Annotated in this window: 19 protein-coding genes; 11 read left to right on the top strand and 8 right to left on the bottom strand. The window is 43.5% G+C overall.

Translation table 11 applies throughout. The features are described from left to right. Positions 1-40: 40 nt before the first annotated feature. From NWQ57_RS04030 to NWQ57_RS04005, 6 genes are all read left to right on the top strand, one after another. Entirely contained in the window at positions 41-1,243 is a 1,203-nt protein-coding gene (locus NWQ57_RS04030) for an NAD(P)/FAD-dependent oxidoreductase (RefSeq protein ID WP_306020855.1), read from the top strand. After that, positions 1,244-1,939, top strand: a complete 696-nt coding sequence (locus tag NWQ57_RS04025; protein ID WP_306020800.1) for a phosphoglycolate phosphatase — start codon at positions 1,244-1,246, stop codon at positions 1,937-1,939. 3 nt (positions 1,940-1,942) lie between these two features. Then, complete coding sequence (locus NWQ57_RS04020) at positions 1,943-2,563, top strand: YigZ family protein (protein ID WP_306020799.1); 621 nt, start codon at positions 1,943-1,945, stop codon at positions 2,561-2,563. A 208-nt stretch (positions 2,564-2,771) separates the two neighbouring features. After that, positions 2,772-3,434 (top strand): crotonase/enoyl-CoA hydratase family protein, encoded by a 663-nt coding sequence (locus tag NWQ57_RS04015; RefSeq protein WP_306020797.1) that lies wholly within the window; start codon positions 2,772-2,774, stop codon positions 3,432-3,434. Between the two features lie 273 nt (positions 3,435-3,707). Further along, positions 3,708-4,241 carry a cytochrome b gene (locus NWQ57_RS04010; protein WP_306020796.1) on the top strand — a complete coding sequence of 178 codons (534 nt, stop codon included), beginning with the start codon at positions 3,708-3,710 and terminating at the stop codon, positions 4,239-4,241. Between the two features lies 1 nt (position 4,242). Next, positions 4,243-4,932, top strand: a complete 690-nt coding sequence (locus NWQ57_RS04005) for a VIT family protein (protein ID WP_306020794.1) — start codon at positions 4,243-4,245, stop codon at positions 4,930-4,932. A gap of 58 nt (positions 4,933-4,990) precedes the next feature. Here NWQ57_RS04005 and NWQ57_RS04000 read toward each other — a convergent pair whose 3' ends face one another. The 6 genes from NWQ57_RS04000 to NWQ57_RS03975 form a co-directional block, all read right to left on the bottom strand. Then, the gene (locus tag NWQ57_RS04000; protein ID WP_372340884.1) at positions 4,991-5,869 is read right to left on the bottom strand and encodes a diguanylate cyclase domain-containing protein; all 879 of its coding nucleotides are present in this window, start codon (positions 5,867-5,869) and stop codon (positions 4,991-4,993) included. A gap of 233 nt (positions 5,870-6,102) precedes the next feature. Continuing rightward, positions 6,103-6,288 (bottom strand): hypothetical protein, encoded by a 186-nt coding sequence (locus NWQ57_RS03995; RefSeq protein WP_306020791.1) that lies wholly within the window; start codon positions 6,286-6,288, stop codon positions 6,103-6,105. 297 nt (positions 6,289-6,585) lie between these two features. Next, complete coding sequence (locus NWQ57_RS03990; RefSeq protein WP_306020790.1) at positions 6,586-6,963, bottom strand: DP-EP family protein; 378 nt, start codon at positions 6,961-6,963, stop codon at positions 6,586-6,588. 68 nt (positions 6,964-7,031) lie between these two features. Continuing rightward, on the bottom strand, positions 7,032-10,334 hold the full coding sequence (locus NWQ57_RS03985) for a winged helix-turn-helix domain-containing protein (protein WP_306020789.1): 3,303 nt from the start codon (positions 10,332-10,334) through the stop codon (positions 7,032-7,034). Positions 10,335-10,955: 621 nt separating this feature from the next. Next, positions 10,956-14,108 carry an efflux RND transporter permease subunit gene (locus NWQ57_RS03980; protein WP_306020788.1) on the bottom strand — a complete coding sequence of 1,051 codons (3,153 nt, stop codon included), beginning with the start codon at positions 14,106-14,108 and terminating at the stop codon, positions 10,956-10,958. 9 nt (positions 14,109-14,117) lie between these two features. Next, positions 14,118-15,287, bottom strand: a complete 1,170-nt coding sequence (locus NWQ57_RS03975) for an efflux RND transporter periplasmic adaptor subunit (protein ID WP_306020786.1) — start codon at positions 15,285-15,287, stop codon at positions 14,118-14,120. A 257-nt stretch (positions 15,288-15,544) separates the two neighbouring features. Here NWQ57_RS03975 and NWQ57_RS03970 point away from each other — a divergent pair, with 257 nt between their 5' ends. After that, positions 15,545-16,414: a RimK family alpha-L-glutamate ligase gene (locus NWQ57_RS03970; RefSeq protein ID WP_306020785.1), complete on the top strand. Its 870-nt coding sequence runs from the start codon at positions 15,545-15,547 to the stop codon at positions 16,412-16,414. Here NWQ57_RS03970 and NWQ57_RS03965 read toward each other — a convergent pair. Then, complete coding sequence (locus NWQ57_RS03965; protein WP_306020783.1) at positions 16,411-16,896, bottom strand: Lrp/AsnC family transcriptional regulator; 486 nt, start codon at positions 16,894-16,896, stop codon at positions 16,411-16,413. The two genes, NWQ57_RS03970 and NWQ57_RS03965, sit on opposite strands and share 4 nt — an antisense overlap. A gap of 106 nt (positions 16,897-17,002) precedes the next feature. On the opposite strand from NWQ57_RS03965, the gene NWQ57_RS03960 reads away from it, so the two are divergent. Next, entirely contained in the window at positions 17,003-17,752 is a 750-nt protein-coding gene (locus NWQ57_RS03960) for a tryptophan 2,3-dioxygenase family protein (protein WP_306020782.1), read from the top strand. Continuing rightward, positions 17,749-18,873, top strand: coding sequence for an aminotransferase class V-fold PLP-dependent enzyme (locus NWQ57_RS03955; RefSeq protein WP_306020780.1), 1,125 nt, complete (start codon positions 17,749-17,751; stop codon positions 18,871-18,873). The genes NWQ57_RS03960 and NWQ57_RS03955 overlap by 4 nt, the downstream gene beginning before the upstream one ends. A gap of 93 nt (positions 18,874-18,966) precedes the next feature. Here the strand turns inward: NWQ57_RS03955 and NWQ57_RS03950 are convergent, their stop codons facing one another. After that, complete coding sequence (locus tag NWQ57_RS03950) at positions 18,967-20,289, bottom strand: amidohydrolase (protein ID WP_306020779.1); 1,323 nt, start codon at positions 20,287-20,289, stop codon at positions 18,967-18,969. Positions 20,290-20,489: 200 nt separating this feature from the next. On the opposite strand from NWQ57_RS03950, the gene NWQ57_RS03945 reads away from it, so the two are divergent. Then, the gene (locus NWQ57_RS03945) at positions 20,490-21,239 is read left to right on the top strand and encodes a ferredoxin--NADP reductase (RefSeq protein WP_306020778.1); all 750 of its coding nucleotides are present in this window, start codon (positions 20,490-20,492) and stop codon (positions 21,237-21,239) included. Between the two features lie 28 nt (positions 21,240-21,267). Then, on the top strand, positions 21,268-22,449 hold the full coding sequence (locus tag NWQ57_RS03940) for a lipopolysaccharide assembly protein LapB (RefSeq protein ID WP_306020777.1): 1,182 nt from the start codon (positions 21,268-21,270) through the stop codon (positions 22,447-22,449). The last annotated feature ends 125 nt before the right edge of the window (positions 22,450-22,574 follow it).

Below are 22,574 nucleotides of genomic sequence, written 5' to 3'. Positions count from 1 at the left end.
TATGTAATGCTAGTTACCAACTTATGAAGAAAGAGTACTGATTCTGAAAAAACAAGTCGATGTTATTGTGATTGGTGCAGGTGCTGCTGGGCTATTTTGTGCGGCACAAGCGGGTAAACGTGGCCGCTCGGTTGCTGTGCTTGATCATGCTAAGCGTATAGGCGGTAAAATTCTAATGTCTGGTGGCGGACGCTGCAATTTCACCAATATGTATGCCAGTCACGAAAATTTTTTGTCGAGTAACAAACACTTTTGTAAATCTGCTTTGAGCCGTTATACCCAATGGGATTTCATAGGCCTTGTTGCTGAGTATGGCATTGCTTATCACGAAAAAACCTTAGGCCAATTATTTTGTGATGATAGCGCCAAAGATATTTTAACGATGTTACTGGCTGAGTGTGAAAATGCCGGAGCCAGCGTCACCAACCAATGCGAGATCTTGAGTATTGAAAAGATTGATTCAGGTTTTGTGCTTGAAACCAGCCAAGGCGCATCTGCTGGCGTGCAGTACCAATGCGAATCTTTAGTGATTGCGACTGGCGGTTTATCGATGCCCAAGCTCGGTGCGAGCCCCTTTGGCTATAAAGTGGCTGAGCAATTTGGTTTAAAGGTATTGCCCACTCGAGCCGGTTTAGTGCCCTTTACCTTACACGAGCAAGACAAAAGCGTACTAGCCGAACTCAGCGGAATATCCCTCGATGCCAGAGCAAGCTGCAACGACAGCAGCTTTAACGAAAATATTCTGTTTACTCATCGCGGCTTAAGTGGCCCAGCAGTATTACAAATATCGTCATTTTGGCAGCCCGGCCAAGCGGTCGAATTTGATCTATTCCCCCATGGCGATTTAAACGCTGAGCTGCAAAAACAGCTACAGCAACAACCGGATATTCTGCTCAGTACTGCCCTTGCCACCCACTACGCAAAACGTTATGTACAAACCTTTTTAGGCTATTTGGGCATTGATAATAAACCGCTTAAGCAATACCAAGGCAAACAGTTACAGCAAGTGGCCGAAGCGTTTCATCAGTGGCAACTGAAACCTAATGGCACCGAAGGTTACCGTACCGCAGAAGTCACTTTGGGCGGGGTAGACACTGACGAACTCTCCTCCAAAACCATGGAGTCCAAAAAAGTCAAAGGCCTGTATTTTATCGGTGAAGTGATGGATGTCACCGGCTGGCTGGGTGGCTACAATTTTCAATGGGCTTGGAGCAGCGGCTGGGTTGCGGGGCAAGTGGTTTAAGTGAAATTGTCTGACATTGAACTGGTGGTGTTTGATTTAGATGGAACCTTAATTGATAGCGTGCCTGATCTTGCTATTGCCACCAACCAAACCTTGCAGGTCCTTGGTCAGCCGAGTGTAAGCGAAACGCAAGTGCGTGATTTTGTAGGTAATGGTGCCGATACCTTACTTGCCCGCGCTTTGAGCCAAAATATTATTGTTAAGCCTGAACTCGCGCCTGAATTGTGTTTACGAGCAAGGCAGTTATTTGATGAGTTTTATGCCCAAACAGAGCACAAAAGTAGCAAGTTATATCCTACGGTAAGCACGACATTAGCTGCCTTACATCAGGCAGGCATAAACATGGCACTATTGACCAATAAACCCAGTCAATTTTTACCCGCTATTTTGACCCAGCAAAATATAGCATACTGCTTTGTGGACATTATCGGTGGCGATACCTTTGCCCGTAAAAAGCCTGATCCGATGGCATTAGCCTGGTTGTTAAACAAATACCAGCTCAAGAGTAAGCAAGTACTAATGGTGGGTGATTCAAAACACGATATAGAAACGGCCAAAAATGCAGGTTGTCGCTCCTTTGGCTTGAGTTATGGCTACAACCATGGTGAGTCGATAGCCTTATCTCGCCCTGACTTTGTGGCGCAGCAACTGGATGAATTATTGGAAATATTAGGGCTTGTCGGTGAGCATGGATAGTAAATGCCTATGACGCATCTTAGCTATAGCGTGCCAGCTTCTCAGGTTGACATAGAATTAGACGTTAAACGCAGCAAGTTTATGACTTTTGCAGCTAAGGCGGCTAATCGGGACGAAGCAGAAATCTTTATTCGCTCTTTACGAGATCAGCACCCGCAAGCCAGTCATGTGTGCTGGGCTTACATTGCCGGGCACCCAAGTACAACCGTGCGTTCCATGAGCGACGACGGCGAACCCAGCGGCACAGCAGGAATGCCCATGCTTAAAGTACTTCAGCACAGTGGCTTAGGTGATATTGTGGTGGCAGTGGTGCGCTATTTTGGTGGCACCAAATTGGGTACAGGCGGCTTACAGCGCGCGTATTCTGATGCGGTTACTGAAGTATTGAAAATCTTGCCGACAACAACAAAAGTCAATCGAACTGACTTAAAACTCGTTTATGACTATGAGCATGACGGTGCGGTGGGGCGCCTAATAGGGCGGTTTGACGCTGCCGACATTCAGGCTAGCTATGATCAGCGCGTTAGCGTGTGCTTAGCCATCGCGAGTGCTGAGCTGAGTGTATTTAAACGTGAATTAATCAATATCACCTCAGGTAAGGTAGAGCTTAGCCTTGTGGATTGATTGGCTGATATCGCTTGGCTCTTCTCTTTTTGAACTTTTTTTACCTCACTGAAATGTTTAGCTACCTTGCTTTTCGTTGATACATCGGCTCAACAGCCACGCACCAGAATAAGTCATTAACGTTAAAATAATTAACAACTTGCATGTAAATTTGATGGGTGTTTCGAGTATAGTTAACACCACATGAAGTTAAGCGGAAGAGCACAAAATGAAATATGAATTACTGGACAATGGGGTTGCCAAAATTTCATTGGATAACGGCAAGGTTAATCCAATTACAAAAGTGTTAGCAGAATCTTTGATTGAGGCTCTTGAGCGGGCTGAATCCGAAGCCAAAGCCGTGGTGATCTGTGGTAATCCCGGTATCTTTTCAGCGGGTTTTGATTTAAAAGTAGTGGCACAAGGTATGGATGTGGCTAACGAAATGTTTCTGGCCGGTTTTTCCTTAGCCGAAAAAATGTATCGCCACCCGCAACCGCTGGTCATTGCCTGTGAAGGGCATGCCATTGGCATGGGCGTGTTTATGTTATTAGCTGCTGATTATCGGATAGGGGCCCAAGGTAACTTTTCGCTTAAGTTACCTGAAACTGAAATTGGTATGCGCTTTGCGCCCATTCTTAAAATTTTAGCCAAAACGCATATCGACCCACGGCATCATTCTCAAGCTATTATTCAGTCACGGGGTTACGACCCTGAAACGGCTGCAAAAATAGGCATGTTAGATGAAACGGTTGAAGCTGAAAAAGTCATTGAGCGCGCCATCCAAAAAGCGGTTGAACTCGGTGCATTGCCAGCAGCGCAATATAAAGAAAACAAACTATACATGCGCGCAGATGAAATTACCTTGATGAGTCAAACAAGAGGTTTTTAAGCCAACTCAGCGTCACAAAGGCTCAATATGACGATGGACAATATTAATTTTTGTTCATCGTTATTACCTATTGTGAACAATAGCTAAATTATTAAACATCCCGTCGCTATCGGCTTATCACACTCAAATATAAACAGAATCGTGCCTGTTTATTAAAAACCTTAAGCGTACAATCATAATTCATTGGTAACATGCACTCAGTTTACGAATTCGTTAACACAAACATGCTTGGTCCATGTTCTAGTATCAAGCACTTGGTCTACAAGGAAATCGATGATGCAAAAGCAATATTCACCTCTATCCGTGTGGTTGCACTGGCTGATGTTAATTTTATTGGCTGGTGTGTATGCCAGTATTGAATTGCGCGGTCTGTTTGAAAGGGGAACCGAAGCTCGTGATTTAATTAAAACCACGCACTACCTATTGGGTTTGTCGATTTTTACCTTGGTGTGGTTTCGCATATTAGTTCGTTTAGTGACACCCACTCCTGAGCGTGAAACCTATGGTGCATTTCAACAGTGGGCCTCTAAGTTAATGTTTATTGCGTTGTATGGACTGATGATCGCAATGCCACTGCTGGGTTGGACATTAGTGAGTGCCGAAGGGCATATTATTCACATTTTTTCATGGTCTTTGCCGCAACTAGTTGAGGAAAACAAAGAATTGGCCCATCAAATTGAAGAAATTCACGAAACCATGGGTAAGCTGGGTTACGTATTGATTGGTATTCATGCTGTTGCTGGATTGTTTCATCATTTTATTAAGAAAGACGGCACACTGAAACGAATGCTGAAGTTTAAGGGCTAACATGGAATACAATCACGAACACAAAGCTGAACGTATTGGATGGATTAGAGCCGTTGTGCTGGGCGCAAACGATGGCATTGTATCAACCGCCAGTTTAGTGGTTGGTATTGCGGCCTCAGGTGTTGCTGCAGACCATTTGTTTTTAGTGGGGTTAGCCGCGTTGGTGGCAGGGGCAATGTCAATGGCAGCCGGTGAATATGTATCTGTGAGTTCACAGACCGACATTGAACGAGCCGAGCTTGCACTCGAGCAACAACATCTAGACGAAAACTGGACGGCCGAAGTACACGAACTTGCTACGATTTACCGGAAACGCGGGCTAGACAGTGAGTTAGCCCTTACTGTGGCCAAGAAATTAATGGAAGTTGACCCACTTGGCAGCCATGCACGTGATGAGCTAGGTATAACCGAGTTAGCGCAGGGTAATCCTTTACAGGCAGCATTATTTTCTGCGTTATCATTTTCTGCGGGTGCCGCCCTGCCACTTATTACTGTGCTGTTATTTTCGGTGGAAAACCTGATCCCAACGATTATTGTTATTTCGCTGGGTTCATTGGTTTTATTAGGCGGTGTGTCTGCCCATGTGGGTGGTGCCTCAAAAACTAAGGCTGCATTGCGGGTGCTAATATGGGGAGCGCTGGCAATGCTGGTGTCGATGGGCATTGGTCAGTTGTTTGAAGTGACAGTATAAATAAAAAAGACCAAGGGGCGGAGTGTCATCCGCCACCATTGGCCAAGGATGTTGATCGTTATAAACTTAGGTTAATTCTGTTTCTGCCTTCTGACTTGGCGCGGTAAAGCGCGGTATCCGCTGCGCATATCAATGCTTCAGGGGTGCGGTATTGGCCATTGTGCTCACATGCAATACCTTGGCTCACACTTATTCTAAAGTTGGCAGGCAAGCCTAAATCACTAAAATTAAGAATACTAATTTGTTGCTGAATACGCCTGGCCACTGTTTCAGCATTTGGTGCATGACTACGCGGTAATATAATCGCAAATTCTTCGCCGCCATAGCGGGCAGCTAGGGCATCTCGTGAAGGCAGGCAACTATTAATAGTTTGCGCAATTCGCTGTAGACATTTGTCACCATTGACATGACCAAATTGGTCGTTAAAGTGTTTGAAATAATCCACATCTATCAATATTAGACTCAGTGGCTGAGCATGCATTAAACAGTCGTTCCAGCTCGAATTTAGGGTTTTTTCTAAGTTAAAACGATTGGCTAAGCCCGTTAAATGATCAGTGCTCGCTTGGCGGCGTAATTCGCTATATTCCGCTTTATGGCTGGTTAGGTTATGCACTACACCAACAAATAGTGGGGCATTATCAGTTAAGCTTTCTGGCAAACATGAAATCGATAAATCAGCTTCTAACCACGAGCCATCGGCGCGATTTAACAAAACCTCTTTAGGACCGTGATTAAGAGGAAGTTTATTGTTGTCTTTCCAATTTAAAAAAATATATTCGTAATGTTCACGGTGACGGTCATGCAAGTAATGAAACCACTTTTGTCCGACTAATTTATCTTGTGAGTTACCAAAGTATTTGGCTGCGATAGGGTTGATGACTTCGATAACGCCATCGGCGTTCACCACAAAAATCCCCTCTGCGATGACATTGATCATGCTGATAAACGAGCCCATTTTGGCGTTGGACAGTGGAATAGCAAAACGCTCTACTATCGAGTTTTGCTCAGTGTTGTATGCGTCATACGTTTTTATTTTTTTAAAGTCAGACATCGTTACTTCCTTAACTTACGCACATTGTTTACACGAAGACTTGTTGATTTACGTCACTGTAGTAGGACGTTGAAGTGCTACGCTTCTGCTCGTCTTATTATCTTAACCACATGTTTTTATTAGTAATTTTTATGCCGTAATGAGAAAGTGAAATAAAACTTGAGCAAGTAAGCGATGATGATGGGTAAAAAAACGATGTTCAGTGCGATAAAGGCCAGTGTTAAATTCTGGGTGGGTAAACCTAGTTGAACCACATAGCCTAACAAGGTAAGCAAGCCGATATAAATGACTAGTATCAGTTTCATTGATTTCTCTCCAACATTTGCTGTTTATTTTACAACTACAAAAGACGACTCATTGCCTTTGGCACTTGGCTTTATTTGAACAGAATGTGTTCTGCTCAATTCGATGGAATGAAGTGTAGATAAATCGATGTACTTTAACCTTCCGGTAATCTTCTGATTTTAACTTGTTGTTTTTAATAGTTTAATTTATGACGGAATGTTTTCGGTAGAGTGAGTATGGGAATGAAGGAAGTAAAAAAGCTAGCAACTGAGTACTAGCGCGAAGACATATTTATTGAGATTGCCAATGTAGATAATCTAATTTGGCACATTTCTCATAATGGGATCGAGACTAACGTAAGGATTGGTTGGCACAGTAGGTTTTACTACCACTAATTTTATGCATACTGATTCGTTGGTGAGATCTTTATCATAGAAGGTGATTGTTTGCTGATTATTGGAAATCAAAATAGTGAGGTCGCTAGGATCTTCAGCTTCAATAATTGGTGCAGCAAAAATTAGATTGTTAGTGTTATTGATCAAGCTATAACTCACTGCGGTGTTCGCTTCGGTTACGCTGACTGAACCGTCACAATTGACACCTCTTCGATTATAGTAGGTGTATGTAGGTGGCGTAGTTGTGATATCCACTTCTACTCTAAAGGGCTTTTCAGGTGCTATTGATTTTTGGTTCATTTGTTAATTACTCCTAAGTTTGCTTTTTAAGGATGAAAAATGTACTGGCCTTGCATGGTCCTTTTATTTTATTGATTAATGGTTTGCTGCAAAGAGTCTTCAAAGTCAAAAGAAGTCACTCCCATCGCATTAAGCGATGCCAATTGACTAGGTATTTTAGACAGGGTTTTGAGGCAACTATGCGCTTTTACGAAAGGAAACAAGTATTCGATATTTAAGCTTTTTGAAACCAAGGGTTCAAGTAATGCAATTGCTTGACTGCATTTAAGGCTAACTTCGGCGTTAATACCAGTAAACTTAGCTTGATAGGCTTGTAGAATCTTTAACTCAGCTTTGGTAACGATAAAATTGGGCTCATCTTGCTTTGTATAGTTATCAAAATAAATATCTGTTTGTTCAATCAGTGACTTACTTTTTTGCCATTTATTGTGTCGTTGATAATACTTAATCATCATTATGGGCAAATCTACCCGCGTTATAATTTTGCTAAACAAATTATTGGTAATTTGTTCCATTTTAGATGATTCATCGATGTCTTCTTTATGGATTTTAGCATTCAGTAAAATACTAAAAACTTGAAGACTGAGATAACGTTCTTGCCATAATTCATTATCAGGATCTTGAATTAGAATGGCTTTCAGTATTTCTGCCGCACGCTGGGTATTATTGGCTGAGTGAGTAAATTCTCCTTTATAATTTTGTATTCTCGCCTGATGCCAAAATGAATAGGCCAATAGTTCCATGGTATTGGCGTTGTTTGGCTCATTCTCTAATATTAACTCTAAGTCTTGTTGGCCCTGCTGATGAAGCCTTAAAGCATGGGCTATATTGCCTAAATTTTGCTCTGTTGTTGCCAGCCAAGAATAAACATCAACAAGGTTGGTTCTAATCAGATTATTCTCTGGTTGTGCAATCAATGCTTTCTGCATAAGCTCGATGGAATGCTCGTAGGCCAATTCAGATTCAGTGTAATTGTTGGTTAATAAGTACAATGCGCCTAAACCACTTTGAGCATATGCCAGCTCCATCCAGCTATCGACATTATCAGGCTCAAGTTCATTCATCGCCTTACTATAATCTCGATATAATTGAAACATAGGTTGAGCATTCGCAAAGTTGCTTTGCTCATAAGCAAGTTGCCCTAACCAAAAAGCATTGGCGCCTGAGGTTTTTAGCAGTTCCATATTATTGGGTTGTTGTGCATACAATGTATCTAAGATGACTTTAGCGGCTGAGAACGCTTGCTGAGCTTCGTCATTTTTTCCTCGGCTGTAGGCCACTTCGCCCATAGCCCCTAAGGTTTGTGCGTGTTGAAAGCGAGCTTTAAAATTTTGTTCTTTATTTGCAAAAGGTAAAAGTGAGGTGTTTTCAGTTATCTCATCTTGCTGGCTAAAATACTCCAAGGCTTTATTGCTAATACCATCAAGTAAGTCCATGCGTTTTACGCTGCGCAGCTTGTCGGCAAATTCGCCCACCATAAAACCCAACAAACTTTCTGCCTCTAACCTTTTTTGTTGGGCGACGTTTTGTGATTCTTGGCTTTTTATGCTCATTAATACCGAGGTAAAGCTAAGGATACAAAGCATTAGAATGGCTACACCCGTTGACCAGCGTTTGGTTTTGGCTCGTTTTACTGAACGTTGGATAAGCGCCTGCTCGTTGTTGTCTAGACTAAAGGTGCTGCTGTGTTGCAGGCTTAAGGCCTCTTGTAAAGGTTTGCCTTCGGCCAATAAATAGGCGGTGCTTTTGCCTTCATTTAACCAGCGCTGGCAGAGTTGCTGTAAACGGCTTTTAATCGCTAGGCTGTCTTGATGATCGGCAATCCACTCACTGGCTCTAGTCCAGCGGCGTAATAGTGCTTCATGAGCCAAACTAAAACAGGCTTCGTTATTTTGCAGGTGAGAGACAAATAAACGACTGTCGACCATGGCTTGTACAAACGCGTTTTGGCTGGCTTGGCTTAGCTGCGCCCAACGAGCTGCGCGACTGGTAATGGTTTCGCCATCGGGGTTTAAGGTGACTAACAGCGACAAGACATAAGCAAGTTGGCTTTGTTGCTCTGGGGGCAGTTGCTGGTAAATCTCTTCCGCTTTTTTACCGATGGCCCCTTCAATACCGCCTAAGGTTTGATACACAGAAAACTGTAATTCGTTAGCACTACTGCGTTGCAAATACAGCTCTTGTAGGGTGTATTGCAACATTGGCAGTGAGTCAGGATGTTGCGCCGCTTCAGCACATAAAATTTCATCCAGCGCCATGGCGCTACTCGGATCGTGCGACCAGCTTAAATTGGCGGCAATGGCGGGCAAGCGGATCATTTGCATTAGGTCACCGCGGGTGGGCGGCAACAAATCAAAATGGGCACCATGGTCTTTACCGGCCATTAAGCTTGGGTGGCTAACCACTAAAGGGTAAAAGTCATTACGACAGGCGCTAAATACCAAAATGCAACCTGAGGTCGCCAATGTTTCAATAACTGTTAAAAACAGGCTACGTTCTGCATCACTAAACAAGGGCGACGAAAGCAAAACTTCAAGACGGTCGATAAACAAAAACAACAATGGTTTGGCAAACAGTGCTGGCCTATTGCTTAATGCCTGTTTACATTGGCTGAGCACGGCTTGGCAATCGTGTTGCAATTGCTCAGCTAAGCTATCAGCGCTGAGTCCGGAGAACACTGGTTGATCAGCAATATCCCAATCGAGTAGGGCAGAGGCCAAATCAATAAATAAGCGGTTTTGGTTAATATCAGCAAAATCTAAACTGGTATACGACACCACACCAATACCATCATACCCGTTATGGTGCAGTAATTTAGGCAGCACACCGGCATTAATTAATGACGATTTACCGGTGCCACTGGGGCCGAGGATCAAACAAAAAGCGCGGCCAAAACTCACTTGTTTGGACACCCGCTCTAGCAGCGTGCTGATTTGCTCGTTACGACCAAAAAATACGTCGGCCTCGTTGGGTTCAAAGGCACTTAAACCAGGAAACGGCGACTCGCCTTGCCAACTACTTTGCTGGGCTTTTAATTCATCATTTAAGGGGAAGTTAAGCTTGGCAACTATGCGATAACCACGTTTACGAATGGTTTCGATATAAGTGGGCTGGCTGGGTTTATCGTCAAAGGCTTTGCGCAGTTGATTGATGGCTTTGTGCACAGGGTTGTCGCCGAGTTCAGCGTTGCCCCAACAATGTTCGACAATTTCATCAGCGCTTAGGACTTCCCCTTGCTGCTGGCAAAGGGCAATGAGCACGTCCATGGCTTTGGGCTCAAGTTGTTTGAGCATATCGCCTTTACGTAAGGTATTGGTATTGGGCGTAACTTGCCAGTCACCGATGTAAAAAAGAGCGAGCTTTTCAGACATAAACGACTTAATACCTTACGGTCATAAAGCGCGAGTATAGCGTGACCCGGTCATACTTTGGATGCGATGTTATTGTGTTCATTTTGACTTGTTCTTATTGTAAGGATGATTTTTGTGCAATTAGCACCAATATACTTGATCTTTTTATACTAAGCATCTTTCACAGGTCATTGTATTCACTCAGTTTTAGATATGGAATGCAGAATGAAACCGAGAAGAAAGCAAGCCTCATTGTCAAAACAACCTGTTTACTTATGCAAGAATGGAGGAGGCCATCTACAGGCCCTAGTGTGTTCAGATATAAGCGGTTTACCTAGCAGTATGCATTGCATCACTACGCATTCAAATAGCGTGCTCGACGTCAGACATGTAAACAAGAGCAGGAGTGGACACCTGTTGAGTTATAACAACAGCTCAGATTAAAAAAGGCTGCCCTTCGCTTGAAACAAGGAGAGTCTAAGAGCCAAGTGTGTTTTTAATAGGGTTGCGCTAGCTTGAGTCATTTCAATCATTTTCAGACTAGCTCTGCTAGGCCTCTCCTCATTACGCCCAGCAATAACAGCGACATCATTAATTTGCAAAGCGATAAAAAGCGCCTTGCGGCGCTTTTAGGGGATAGATTTATATCTGTGAGTGGCTGATTTCAACTGAGGCTTTTTTACGTCGAAACAGACGTGAAATAAAGCCCCCAATTTTGACAAAGCCTGCTTTTATGTCTTCCAGTACCATGTACAAACAAGGCACCAAAACCAAGGTGACTAAGGTTGCGTAAAGTACCGCGAAGCCGAGTGCGTTTGCCATCGGCGCAACAAATTTAGCTTGCATACTAGGTTCAAACATTATGGGCACAACACCAAAGAAGGTCGTGATCGAGGTAAGCGTAATTGCTCTAAAGCGTGCCGTTCCAGCTTCTGATACGGCGTCACGAATTGAAAAACCTTGAGCGCGGCGCTGATTAACAAAGTCTGTCATTACCAGACTGTCGTTAATCACCACCCCAGCTGCAGCGATAAGGCCGAATATCGACATCATGCTCAGGTCCATGCCAAAGGCAAAATGACCCCATATTGCGCCCGTTAAACTGAAAGGAATAACTGACATAATAATCAGTGGTTGGCCATAGCTTTTTAGCGGCACGGCTAACAAGATGTAAACCATGATCATGCCGGCAATAAAGAATAACATTTGCTCGTTTTGTTGCGCTTGTTGTTCTTCTACCGAGCCCCCTAATTCGGTTTTAACCGAAGGATAGTCTTCTTTTAACTGTGGCAATAATTTTTCTTCAATGGCTTCAACCACTTCGTTGGGTTCGATGGTTTCTTCATCAATAGAACCAAACACATACACACTACGGTAACCACTTTCGCGGCGTATGTAACTGATCCCCGGTTTTTCACTCAAGGTAACAACATCACCTAGCAATACTTCTTGGCCGCTAGGTGTGGTGATAACGGTGTACTTTAAGGCAGCAAAGCGCTCCCGAGTAAGCTTGGGATAACGCACCATGACGCGTACTTCTTCACCACCACGTATTACGCGTTGCGATTGGTCACCGTAAAAACTGGCCCCCACTTGACTAGCAATGCTGGATAAATTCAAACCTAAGTCATACGCCACGGGTAGTAGTTCAAGTTGGATCTCTTTGCTGGCAGGGTCAATAGTCGAACTGATGTCGTAGAGACCTTCTTGCTGTTGCAACATGGCGATAAATTGCAAACCTGCCGCATTAAGGGTGTCCACGTCGGGACCATACAACAGATAGCCGAACTCACCATCACTACCGCCTCCGTTTAGATCGTCATATACCGTCATTGATTTTAAGCCCGGGATAACGGGGATGGCTTCCCGCCACTTTCTGGCTAATTCGAAGGTATCAAACACACGTTCGTCTTCACCAACTAAGGGGGCAACGATGCGGGCCTCGGTGCGACTTTGGTTAAAGGCGAGAATATCTCTAATCATGCCTTTTCCGTATTCGTCCTTGGTTTGTTGTTCGATATCCATGATGACTTTTTCAATGGTTTTTAAGGCATCAATAGTAGCCGAGTCAGACACGTTTTCGTTCATTTCGATCATAACAGAAGGAAAGTCACTGGGTACTTTGGGAGTGGGGATAAAGCGTACATAATTAGCGTCGTACAAGGCTTTACTCAACATTAAAAGCGCAATAAAAACGGCAAAAGTGAGGTAGCGCCAATCAATACACTTGCTCACAAAATTTTTGTAGGGGCCGTTGACAAAGCCAAAGAACTTTTTGTTGAAACGTTCGCGCCAGCTACCGGGTTTGATGGGTTTAAAGTTAATATGAGCAATATGGGCAGGCAGGATCCATTTTGATTCAATTAAGCTAAATATCAGACATAAGATAACCACAGAGGCGATATTATAAAAAAACTGACCTTCTGGACCTGATGAAAATACCGTTGGGGCAAATACTGCGATGGTAGTGAGTACCCCAAAGGTTGCCGGCGTCGCGACTTTTTTAGCGCCGCGTACGACGTTATCAACACCGCCGCCTTTTTCTTCTATTTCACTGTAGGCACTTTCTCCAATGACGATCGCGTCGTCTACCACAATCCCCAGCACCATGATAAAGGCGAACAGTGACAGTACGTTAATACTGACACCCAATATCGGCATCATCATCACTGCGCCAAGAAAACACACGGGCAAACCCATCATTACCCAAAATGCTAAACGAAAGCGTAAAAAAATGGAGAGCAAGATGGCAACCAAAATAGCCCCTTGAACAAGGTTTTTAAGCATCATGTCAAGACGACCATTGAGGTAGTACGTCATATCGACCAACACTTTCAATTCTAATCCGGCGGGTAAACTTTTATTTTTCTGCTCGATGTAACTGTGCACAGACTGCGCAACAGGAATGATGTTTTGCGCTTTGGTGGCTTTGACGTCCATAAAAATGGCATTTTGGCCGCTGTATTTAAAATAGCGCTCACCTTCGGTAAAACCATCTGAAATGGTGGCAATGTCTTGCAACAGCACTTTTGCACCATTTGCGCCTATTTTAATGGGAATTTGGCCAAATTCTTCGCCGTTGTAATATTGGTTTTCAACCCTCACAGAGATAAGGCCCGCTTCAGTGCGAATTTGGCCGGCTGAAAAATTGGCAGAATGGCGGCGTATGGCAGCACTGACATCACTTAGGGATAAATTATATTTACGCAGCACATCAGGCAAAATTTCTATGGCAATCTCGTCATCTGGCGCACTAACGGATGTCAGAGAGATGTTATCGAGCTCTAATAATTCGTTTTCAATTTGCTTGGCTAAGGGTTTGAGTTCGGTCAGCGGGACATCGCCCACCAATGACATCTCAATCACATCTTGTTTAAACTCGGCTTGCGATACTTGCACGGGCTCCATGTCGGCAGGAAAGGTGGCAATACTGTCGACTCGAGCTTTAACCTTGTCGAGTACGTCCGTTAGTTTTTCATCAGGATAAATTTCTAGACTAATACTGCCGCTATCACGAAAAGCACGGCCAACGAGTTTTTTAATCTCAGTGATATCTTTTAAAGATTCTTCGATTTTAACTAATATGCTTTCTTCAATTTCTTGGGGGGAGGCGCCGCGGTAGGTAGCACTGATATTGATGTAATTAATTTCAATATTGGGAAACATCTGGCGCTGTATCGTGAAGTAACTCACTAGGCCCATAACAATGATAAAAAACATCATTAAATTGGCAGCCACAGGGTTATTCGCGAAAAACGCTATTAAGCCTTTTTCTTTAGGTTCATTGATGTCCATACGCGCCTCTTACGATTTTTTAACGCTAAGGCTGCTGTCGTCAGACGCAGGCTTAGGCTTGGCAGTTTTGACTTCCATACCTTTTTGCGGGTATTCGGGTAGGGTTACCACAATTTTGTCTGTGTTGCTTAAGCCTTCGCTAATTAAAAAGTAAGCGCCTTCTTCACGAACAATATCGACCTTGCGGGGCTCTAACTTGTTGTCTTGATTCACTATCCATACAGTGCGATTAGTCACCAGTTCTTGGGGTAAGCGGTACACTTGTGGCAGGGTTTTACCTACAAATTGTACTTCGACATAAGAACCATATTTAAGCGGCTGAACATTGCTTTTAATACCATAGGGGTCATCAATTCTGATCACCAATTGGCTCATACGAGTCGCCTGGTCAACGACACCCAAATCCCGAGCAATAGCGCCTTTTCGAGTGATGGCGTCAAACCCCTTAGTGGTAATTATCGCAGGGGTACCGGCTACGTCATTAGGTAAAAAGGCATTATCAAAACCCGCAATAGGGAACACAATCTCGGCTTTTTCAACATTATTTAACACCGCAACTTGAGCGCCTTGATTAACATATTGGCCAACACCTACGTTGCGACTGATAACTAGCGCATCATAAGGGGCTTTAATTTCACAATTGTCGAGGTCTCGTTGAGCTATTTTTAATCGAGCTTGAGCCGACTTAACCGCGGCTTCAGCACTTAATACTTGGGGTTTACGTAAGTATAAATCGCTGACTTTATTGTTGGGTAAATTCTTCGCTTCTTGTTTGGCAACATTGGCGCGCGCTTGTTCTTCAATCAATAAACTTTGAGCTGAGCTCAGATTGGCTTCAGCTTGCAGCAAAGCGGCTTCATACGTGTCTTTTTCAATACTAAACAAGGTTTCACCGCGCAGGACCAAACCACCAGCAACAAAGTTTTCATTCCAAGCGGTTACTTCGCCCGCGACTTGTGACGAAATGGCGGTGCTTTCAAGGGGTGTAACCTCACCAAAACTGGTGATAAGTACTTGATAATCAGCAGATTCTATACTTTCGACTTTAACTGTAGGGCGAGTATCTACCGCTTGTTTATCTTCTTCTTTTTCTGCTGATGCATTAATGGCTTTGACAGCCCCAACACCCACCAGCAACACGACGAAAGGTAAGGCGAATTTTTTCCAATTTGTTTTCATTATTATTTGGTGTCCATATATCCCTAATTACAATAAGGTTATATTACCTTAGGTATTAACAACTTAGTATTTGCAATTGTTAGAAATTGTTAGTTAATACACAACTTTCTTCTTGAAAGACCAGTAATTGGTGGTTTAATCGCCAATTAGTATGTTTTGCGTATTTTTTAATATAATAAATGGCGGGTTAAATTAAGGCATATTGAAGCTTACGTTGAGTTTTTAATTGCCCCTTCACTTATCGGAAAATCAGTACTATGAAAAAATGCGCGCTGTTGACGATGGATTCTCTAGCGAACTTTTTTGCCTATGACCAACTGCTGATAGAGCCGTTGGCGCACCAAGGCTGGATTGCAGATCTTGTGTCGTGGCGCAGTACCTCGGTTCAATGGGCAGATTATGACGTGGTGATTATTCGAAGTACTTGGGATTATCAAAGTGATGTTCAGGCGTTTTTGCAGTGTTTAGTAAAAATTGAAGCGTCAGGCGCACGTCTTGAAAACAGCCTCAAATTGGTCAAGTGGAACATCAGCAAAACCTACCTAAAAGACATGCAAAATCAGGGCATCAATATTGTGCCTACTCTATGGTTCGAGGCATTTGATTTAGCAAAAATTCAACAAGGTTTTATGTACTTTGACACAGAGCAAATAGTCATAAAACCTTTAGTGAGTGCCAATGCTGACGATACCTTTCGTTTAAGCGTTGAGCAACTGCTGGCTGCTGAATCTACCTTGAACCACTTATTCAATCAACGCCCGTTCATGCTACAACCATTTTTATCCGCGATTGTAGAAGAGGGTGAATTCTCTTTGTTTTATTTTGCCGGACACTATAGTCACGCCATTCTAAAACAACCTAAACACGGTGATTTTCGGGTACAAGAAGAGCACGGAGGTCAATTAAAAACCATTGAGCCTGATGAGGCGATGTTAACCAGCGCAAGGCATGCCTTGGCATCACTACCCGGCGACGCTTTATATGCCCGTGTTGATTTAGTTCGATATCAAGGTGAATTTGCCTTGATGGAAGTGGAGCTAATTGAGCCTTCACTGTATTTCAATATGGATCCTGCCTCACCTCAACGTTTTGTTAATGCTTTTATTGAATGCTACGGCGTGGGCTAACGCATTAACGTAAAGGGGCCATCACTTTTTACCATGCGAGTAGAGATCGCAGTATTAAATCGTTCAACGCCCGGTAACTGACTCAAATTTTCACGCAGAAGGTGGTCGAAGGCTTGAATGTCTGTCGCTAATATTTCTAAGACATAATCGTATTCACCGGTGACTGCTTGGCATGAGCGTACATTTGGGTGAGCAATAATCGCCGCTTCAAACGCACGGTAATAACTAAAATCAACTACTACATGTACAAGGGCTTTTATGGTCAGGCCTAATTTAGTAGGGTCGATACGAGTATTGTAGCCGGCTATTACGCCTTGCTTGGCTAACTCGTTCACACGATTCCAACAGGGCGTTTTACTTAGACCTATGTGCTCGCCCAGTGTGGCGAAAGACATGCGACCATCTTGCTCTAAGCACTGCAGTATTTTTTTGTCAGTGGCATCTAAGGCTTTAAGAGTCCTTTTGTTTTCTAAATTAGTCATATTTTAGGTCAACGTTTTTTAATCTTTGCATTAATCAGTGTAATCGGAACAATGTTCAAAGGCTAATCACTTAATATTTAGCCATGTTCCACCGATTGAGACATTTATGTATCGCACTAAATATTCCACCTTATTAAATAACCCCACCATGCTCGATTACGGTACTTACTTAGAGTGTGAACGTTTACTTACCTGTCAAAAGCCATTAGATAGCTTGTGTAATGGTGACGAATTACAATTTCAAATTGTGCACCAAGTTGAGGAGTTGTGGATGAAACTGATGATTTATACCTTAATTGAGGTGTTAGAAAACATTCAGCAAGAACGTACTTTAAAGGTATTGAACTTGATGCAGCGAGTGCACTTTTTACAGCGAATGATGATTCAACAACTCGATGTACTCGAAACCATGTCTCCAAAAGAATACCAAGAAATTCGTTTGCAGTTAGGCAATGGCAGTGGCCAAGAATCGCCAGGTTTTCGCACCTTACTCAAGGTGCCTGCTGATTTATGGGATGTGTATAAACAGCATTACCTAGATGGTCGGGCTAAGACCGTAGAGCAGATCTATAACAGCCAATTTGCCCATGACGATAGCTATGCCGTAGCAGAAGCTCTATTAGAATTTGACGAGCTCTTACAAAAATTTCGCACCAATCATATTTTTTTGATCCAGCGTTCTATTGGTTTGGCGTCTAAATCGCTAAAAGGCCGCCCAGTTGAGCTCTTAGAAAATGGTGCAAAACATCGCTTTTTTCCTGAACTATGGAATATTCGTAGCCGTATGACCGATACGTGGGGCGGGGAATATGGTCAAGTTCGTGAATCTATCAGCCAATGTCCTTTTCACTCATGAACCTAGATATAGCGGCACAATTTGCTGTGCCTCAAGGTATGTATTTACTGAGTCACTCAGTTGGCTGTTTAAGCCATCAAGCCCGGCATGTGCTAAACGAACGGTATCTGAATCCATGGCAACAACATGGCGGTGAAGCCTGGCCTCTTTGGCTTGGTATTATTGACGACTTTTGCCATGAACTTGGGGGGGTGTTGGGAGTTGATGCCAAGGATATTTGCCCGCAGCAAAATGTCTCCAGTGCACTAACTAAGTACTTAATGTCGATGCCAGTAAAGGCGCATAAAAACGTAATATTGATGCATGCCAGTGCTTTTCCGTCTTTAGGTTTTGTGGCCAAACGTTTGGAGCAGCAAGGATACCGTTTCGAACTTATTCCAGAAAACCAGCATCCGCGAGACTGTGATGTGTGGGCTGATAAGATTAATCACCACACTGCCATTGTGTTAATAACGCATGTGCACAGCAACTCTGGGATTAAATCCCCTGTTGCTGATATTGCCAAACTGGCCAAAGCTCAAAATGCCAAGGTTGTTGTGGATATCGCGCAATCAGTGGGCGTGGTGCCGATTGATATCACCCAGTGGCAAGTGGATTGTGTACTGGGCTCTTGTGTTAAATGGTTATGTGGTGGGCCTGGTGCTGGTTTCATCTGGCTTGAATCTGCGCAACTAAGCGAACTTCAACCCATTGATGTTGGCTGGTTTTCTCATGCCAATCCCTTTGAATTTGATATCGAACATTTTGTCTATGCCAATGACGCGAAGCGTTTTTGGGGCGGTACACCCAATGTTGCCTCATATGCGACGGCTCTGGGCAGTTTGCAGCAACTGAAAAAGATAGGCATCGAGCAAATAGCCAAGCACAATTTTCAACTACGTGAAAAAGTGTATCAAGCCGCACAGCCTTTATTGCTTAGTCAGCATAAGCTAAAAGAAGAGGGCGGAACGCTGTGTTTAGACTTTAAACCAGCGGCTCTTCTGGCAGTGATTGAAGATTTAACCGCCTTGAATGCCCATTACGACCAACGCGCTGGCGTTTTAAGATTGTCTTTTCATATTTACAATACCGCGCTACAAGCAACAGAGTTGATAGAGACTTTGAAAAAACTGCGAATGTAAATCGACTCATATGAGAGCCTAAACAGAATCACTGAATGCTATAGTTAATATACAACAATGACTCTGTTTGCGGCTCGTTTTGGGTTTAATGCGCTACTTAGGCATTAAATCAAGCAAGGCGATGACCGTTGCTTCTACACCTGATTTGACTGCCGGTTCTGGCGAAATTTTAAATTGCGGGCTATGGTGGCTACCTACTGGAGCGCCACCAGCTGCGGCGCGATCAAAGTCAGCTTGGGGCGTTCCGCCTACATTAAAATAAACGCTAGGAATATAAGGGTCGGTGGTAAAAAAGCCAAAATCTTCTGCACCCATACCGCCACCTTCTTTAGGTGCCAACAACATGTCTTCACCCATTTTGTCGTTGATCAATACTTTTAAACGTTGAGCGAGCTTTTTATCGTTATAAGTGGGTGGGTAAGCATCTTCACTGATAATGACTTCAGGTAATTTATCTTCAGGTACACCTGCGGTGCGAGCTGTACCAATAGCCACTCGCTTGATGGCTGATAGCAGCTGCTCGCGTACCCGCGGGTTGAGACTCCTAACGGTGAGCTGCAAATGCGCTTGGGCAGAAATAATATTATGTTTGGTGCCAGAATGAAAAGCGCCTACGGTAATGACGCCAGCATCTCTTGGGGCCAACTCTCGGCTGACAATCGTTTGAAGGTTAGTCACGATTTGTGCGCCAATCATGATGGGATCTTTACCTTGATGGGGTGAAGCACCGTGAGCGCCAATGCCATGCACGATGATATCCACCGTATCTGCACCTGCATAGGGCGAGTTTTCATCTACCGTGACTTTACCCGCGAGTGAATTAGCGTCGACATGAAAGGCATACGCATAGTCAGGCTGGCCGAAACGTTGCCATATATTGTCTTGCATCATCGCAGAAGCGCCTGGGCCTTTTTCCTCAGCAGGCTGACCAATCAACATTAAGGTGCCAGACCACTGGTTTTTGTTTTCAGCCATGTAACGCGCGGTACCGACTAACGCGGTAATGTGCACATCATGGCCACAGGCATGCATCACACTGACGTTTTCACCATTCCAATCGGTCATCATCACTTTAGAGGCGTTTGGCAAACCTGATAATTCTTTGACGGGCAGGCCATCCATATCTGCGCGAACCATAACCATGGGGCCAGCGCCATTTTTTAACATTGCCACGATACCTGTGCCACCAATACCTTCAGTTACTTCATAACCTATGGCACGTAATTCACTGGCTAGACGTTTGGCTGTTTTGGTTTCCATTAAGGAAAGTTCAGGATTACGGTGAAAATGATCCCACAAGGGGGCTAAATGTTGCTGGTAATCGGCATTAATGGCTTCTGATAAGCTTGATGCCATGACCGTGACGGGGCTGAATAAAACCGAACTGAGTAAAATAAAAGAGCTGAGCGTTTTCATCTAATTAACCTCTTTATACTTGATATTGATGCAGTGAAGTGACCGTCAACATCCTAGCACTTTTTGTGAATAGCAAAAGCGCTCTGTCAACCTTCAAGAAAGTTACATACCTACTTTCGCTGGTTGCTTGTTGTAACCTATCAGTGCAACATGGTTAATAAAGCAGCTGAAAATCAACTCGGATCGTAAGGAGAAACACAATGGCGCAGTGGTTAGATGCAACAGTAGTAAAACGCATAGACTGGAATGACCATTTGTTTAGTTTGCGATTTTCATGTGACGACTTTCCTAATTTCAAAGCCGGGCAATTTACTAAAGTCGGTTTGTTACAAGATGATGGCAAGATTATTTCGCGTCCCTATTCGCTGGTAAATGCCCCGCAAGACAGTGAATTAGAGATTATTGCGGTGCCGGTAGAAGGGGGAGCGTTATCGCCAAAGTTACACGAATTACAAGTAGGTGATGGTTTGAAAGTGATGGCTCCTCCTACCGGCTTTTTGATATTAGATGAAGTGCCGCAAAGTCGAGATTTATGGTTGATAGCAACCGGTACGGGTGTGGGACCTTTTTTGTCAATATTAGCCACTCAACAAGTGTGGGCGACATATCATAATATTGTGCTAGTTTATGGCGCCCGCTGGCAACAAGACTTAGCCTATTTACCTCTTATTGAAGGGTGGAAAGAGCAGTACGCAGGGCGATTTCATTTTGTTCCTGTGGTCAGCCGAGAACAAGGTGAAGACAGTTTACAAGGGCGCATTCCTGCTTTATTAGCGAATAACACGATTCAATCTCTAGTAGATTTACGCATTAGCTCAGCCGATAGCCAAGTGATGTTATGTGGTAATCCCCAGATGATTACCGATACCGTTAGTTTACTTACTGAAATGGGGTTGTCTAAACACTTGCGCCGCTCTCCCGGGCACATATCTATGGAACGTTATTGGTAAGTTATCAAAGTTTTAGGGGAAATTGTTAATGCCAAAAGGGTTAATTTTACTGACAACCTGTAGTTTTCTTTTACTCGTCGGATGCTCATCAGTGACTAAACAGCAAGTGTCAATATTACCAGTACCAGCGCCATTGACTCTGCCAAGCTTAAATACCGAGATATTTGATCCCATCTCAGTGCCGACCAAAAAGGATATTTTTGCTCTAACTGAAAAACAGAGAACAGATTTTCTTCGTTACTATCACGACCCCAAAAATCAGCAAACACAAGGACATATTCGTTTGTTTGACTATCTCGATACCTTTGTGGACGATTTCGGTTTTCGCGGCGCAACATTAAGAGCATCTGAAGCCCTGTTTTTAAAAACGGGTAATTGTCTGTCTCTGGCAATTGTCACAAAAGCCTTAGCTGATGTTGTGAATTTAGAAACGGCATTTCAAAGGGTGCACAGTGCCCCCGTGTATGCCCGTAATTCAAGGTTAATGACATTGTCATCTCATGTTCGCACCTTTATTTATGACCCGAACTATGCCCCCCCTGCATCCGTAATAGTGGTGAGACGACCAAGCATCATCATTGATTATTTCCCGAGTAGATCAGATGTCACTGGTGTTAGGGTATCGCAAGCGGATTTTATGGCTATGTACTATCAAAACGTTGCTGCCGAGGCCTTATTAAACAAACAGTTGGACCATGCTTATTCGCTATTGCAAAAGGGCTTATCGTTTAATCCTCTTAATACTGAGACCTTAAATACTTTGGCCGTAACGTTTAATCGTGCCGGCGATCCTAATCAGGCAGAAGTCTTATACCAATTTATGTTGGACAACGGTTTGGCCTCAGGTAACGTTATCAGTAATTATGTTGCTTTGCTGCAGTCTCAGGGGCGAGAGATTGAGGTGACGGCACTCGAACAAAAAGTCGATGCCATTGACGATGATAATCCCTATCGTTGGATTGATTTAGGTGAGCAAGCTTTTGCAGAAAATAGTTTTACGTTAGCTAATAAATATTACAAAAAAGCCGAGAATATCGCGCCTTACCTGCATGAGGCATACTTTGGTTTAGCCAAAAGTTATTATCAACTTGGCCGTCAAAACTTATCGGAAAAAGCCCTAACACGAGCGATAGAGCTGACTTATAACACGGTAGATAAGAGTTTGTATGAAGCAAAACTGCACGCCTTAGTACACAGTAATTCCAATTAGCCTTTAGCGCGGATTAAACCAATTTAATTTTTCATGCAGGCTTACCACCGACCCTACTATGATTAAAGCTGGGGGCTGTATACCTGCTGCTTCTGCTTTAGCTTGAATATCCATAAAGGTACCCG

Source organism: Paraglaciecola sp., assembly GCF_030730205.1.
In the GTDB taxonomy this organism is placed as follows: Bacteria; Pseudomonadota; Gammaproteobacteria; order Enterobacterales; family Alteromonadaceae; genus Paraglaciecola.
The sequence above is the reverse complement of the archived record's forward strand: the minus strand, read 5'-3'. Positions and strand labels throughout refer to the sequence as shown.

What these genes read in the sequence shown, in the direction of transcription:
- NWQ57_RS04020 (WP_306020799.1), top strand. Translation starts at nt 1,943, where the DNA reads ATGCCTATGACGCATCTTAGCTATAGCGTGCCAGCTTCTCAGGTTGAC.
- NWQ57_RS04015 (WP_306020797.1), top strand. Translation starts at nt 2,772, where the DNA reads ATGAAATATGAATTACTGGACAATGGGGTTGCCAAAATTTCATTGGAT.
- NWQ57_RS04010 (WP_306020796.1), top strand. Translation starts at nt 3,708, where the DNA reads ATGATGCAAAAGCAATATTCACCTCTATCCGTGTGGTTGCACTGGCTG.
- NWQ57_RS04005 (WP_306020794.1), top strand. Translation starts at nt 4,243, where the DNA reads ATGGAATACAATCACGAACACAAAGCTGAACGTATTGGATGGATTAGA.
- NWQ57_RS04000 (WP_372340884.1), bottom strand. Translation starts at nt 5,869, where the DNA reads ATGATCAATGTCATCGCAGAGGGGATTTTTGTGGTGAACGCCGATGGC.
- NWQ57_RS03995 (WP_306020791.1), bottom strand. Translation starts at nt 6,288, where the DNA reads ATGAAACTGATACTAGTCATTTATATCGGCTTGCTTACCTTGTTAGGC.
- NWQ57_RS03990 (WP_306020790.1), bottom strand. Translation starts at nt 6,963, where the DNA reads ATGAACCAAAAATCAATAGCACCTGAAAAGCCCTTTAGAGTAGAAGTG.
- NWQ57_RS03985 (WP_306020789.1), bottom strand. Translation starts at nt 10,334, where the DNA reads ATGTCTGAAAAGCTCGCTCTTTTTTACATCGGTGACTGGCAAGTTACG.
- NWQ57_RS03980 (WP_306020788.1), bottom strand. Translation starts at nt 14,108, where the DNA reads ATGGACATCAATGAACCTAAAGAAAAAGGCTTAATAGCGTTTTTCGCG.
- NWQ57_RS03975 (WP_306020786.1), bottom strand. Translation starts at nt 15,287, where the DNA reads ATGAAAACAAATTGGAAAAAATTCGCCTTACCTTTCGTCGTGTTGCTG.
- NWQ57_RS03970 (WP_306020785.1), top strand. Translation starts at nt 15,545, where the DNA reads ATGAAAAAATGCGCGCTGTTGACGATGGATTCTCTAGCGAACTTTTTT.
- NWQ57_RS03965 (WP_306020783.1), bottom strand. Translation starts at nt 16,896, where the DNA reads ATGACTAATTTAGAAAACAAAAGGACTCTTAAAGCCTTAGATGCCACT.
- NWQ57_RS03960 (WP_306020782.1), top strand. Translation starts at nt 17,003, where the DNA reads ATGTATCGCACTAAATATTCCACCTTATTAAATAACCCCACCATGCTC.
- NWQ57_RS03955 (WP_306020780.1), top strand. Translation starts at nt 17,749, where the DNA reads ATGAACCTAGATATAGCGGCACAATTTGCTGTGCCTCAAGGTATGTAT.
- NWQ57_RS03950 (WP_306020779.1), bottom strand. Translation starts at nt 20,289, where the DNA reads ATGAAAACGCTCAGCTCTTTTATTTTACTCAGTTCGGTTTTATTCAGC.
- NWQ57_RS03945 (WP_306020778.1), top strand. Translation starts at nt 20,490, where the DNA reads ATGGCGCAGTGGTTAGATGCAACAGTAGTAAAACGCATAGACTGGAAT.
- NWQ57_RS03940 (WP_306020777.1), top strand. Translation starts at nt 21,268, where the DNA reads ATGCCAAAAGGGTTAATTTTACTGACAACCTGTAGTTTTCTTTTACTC.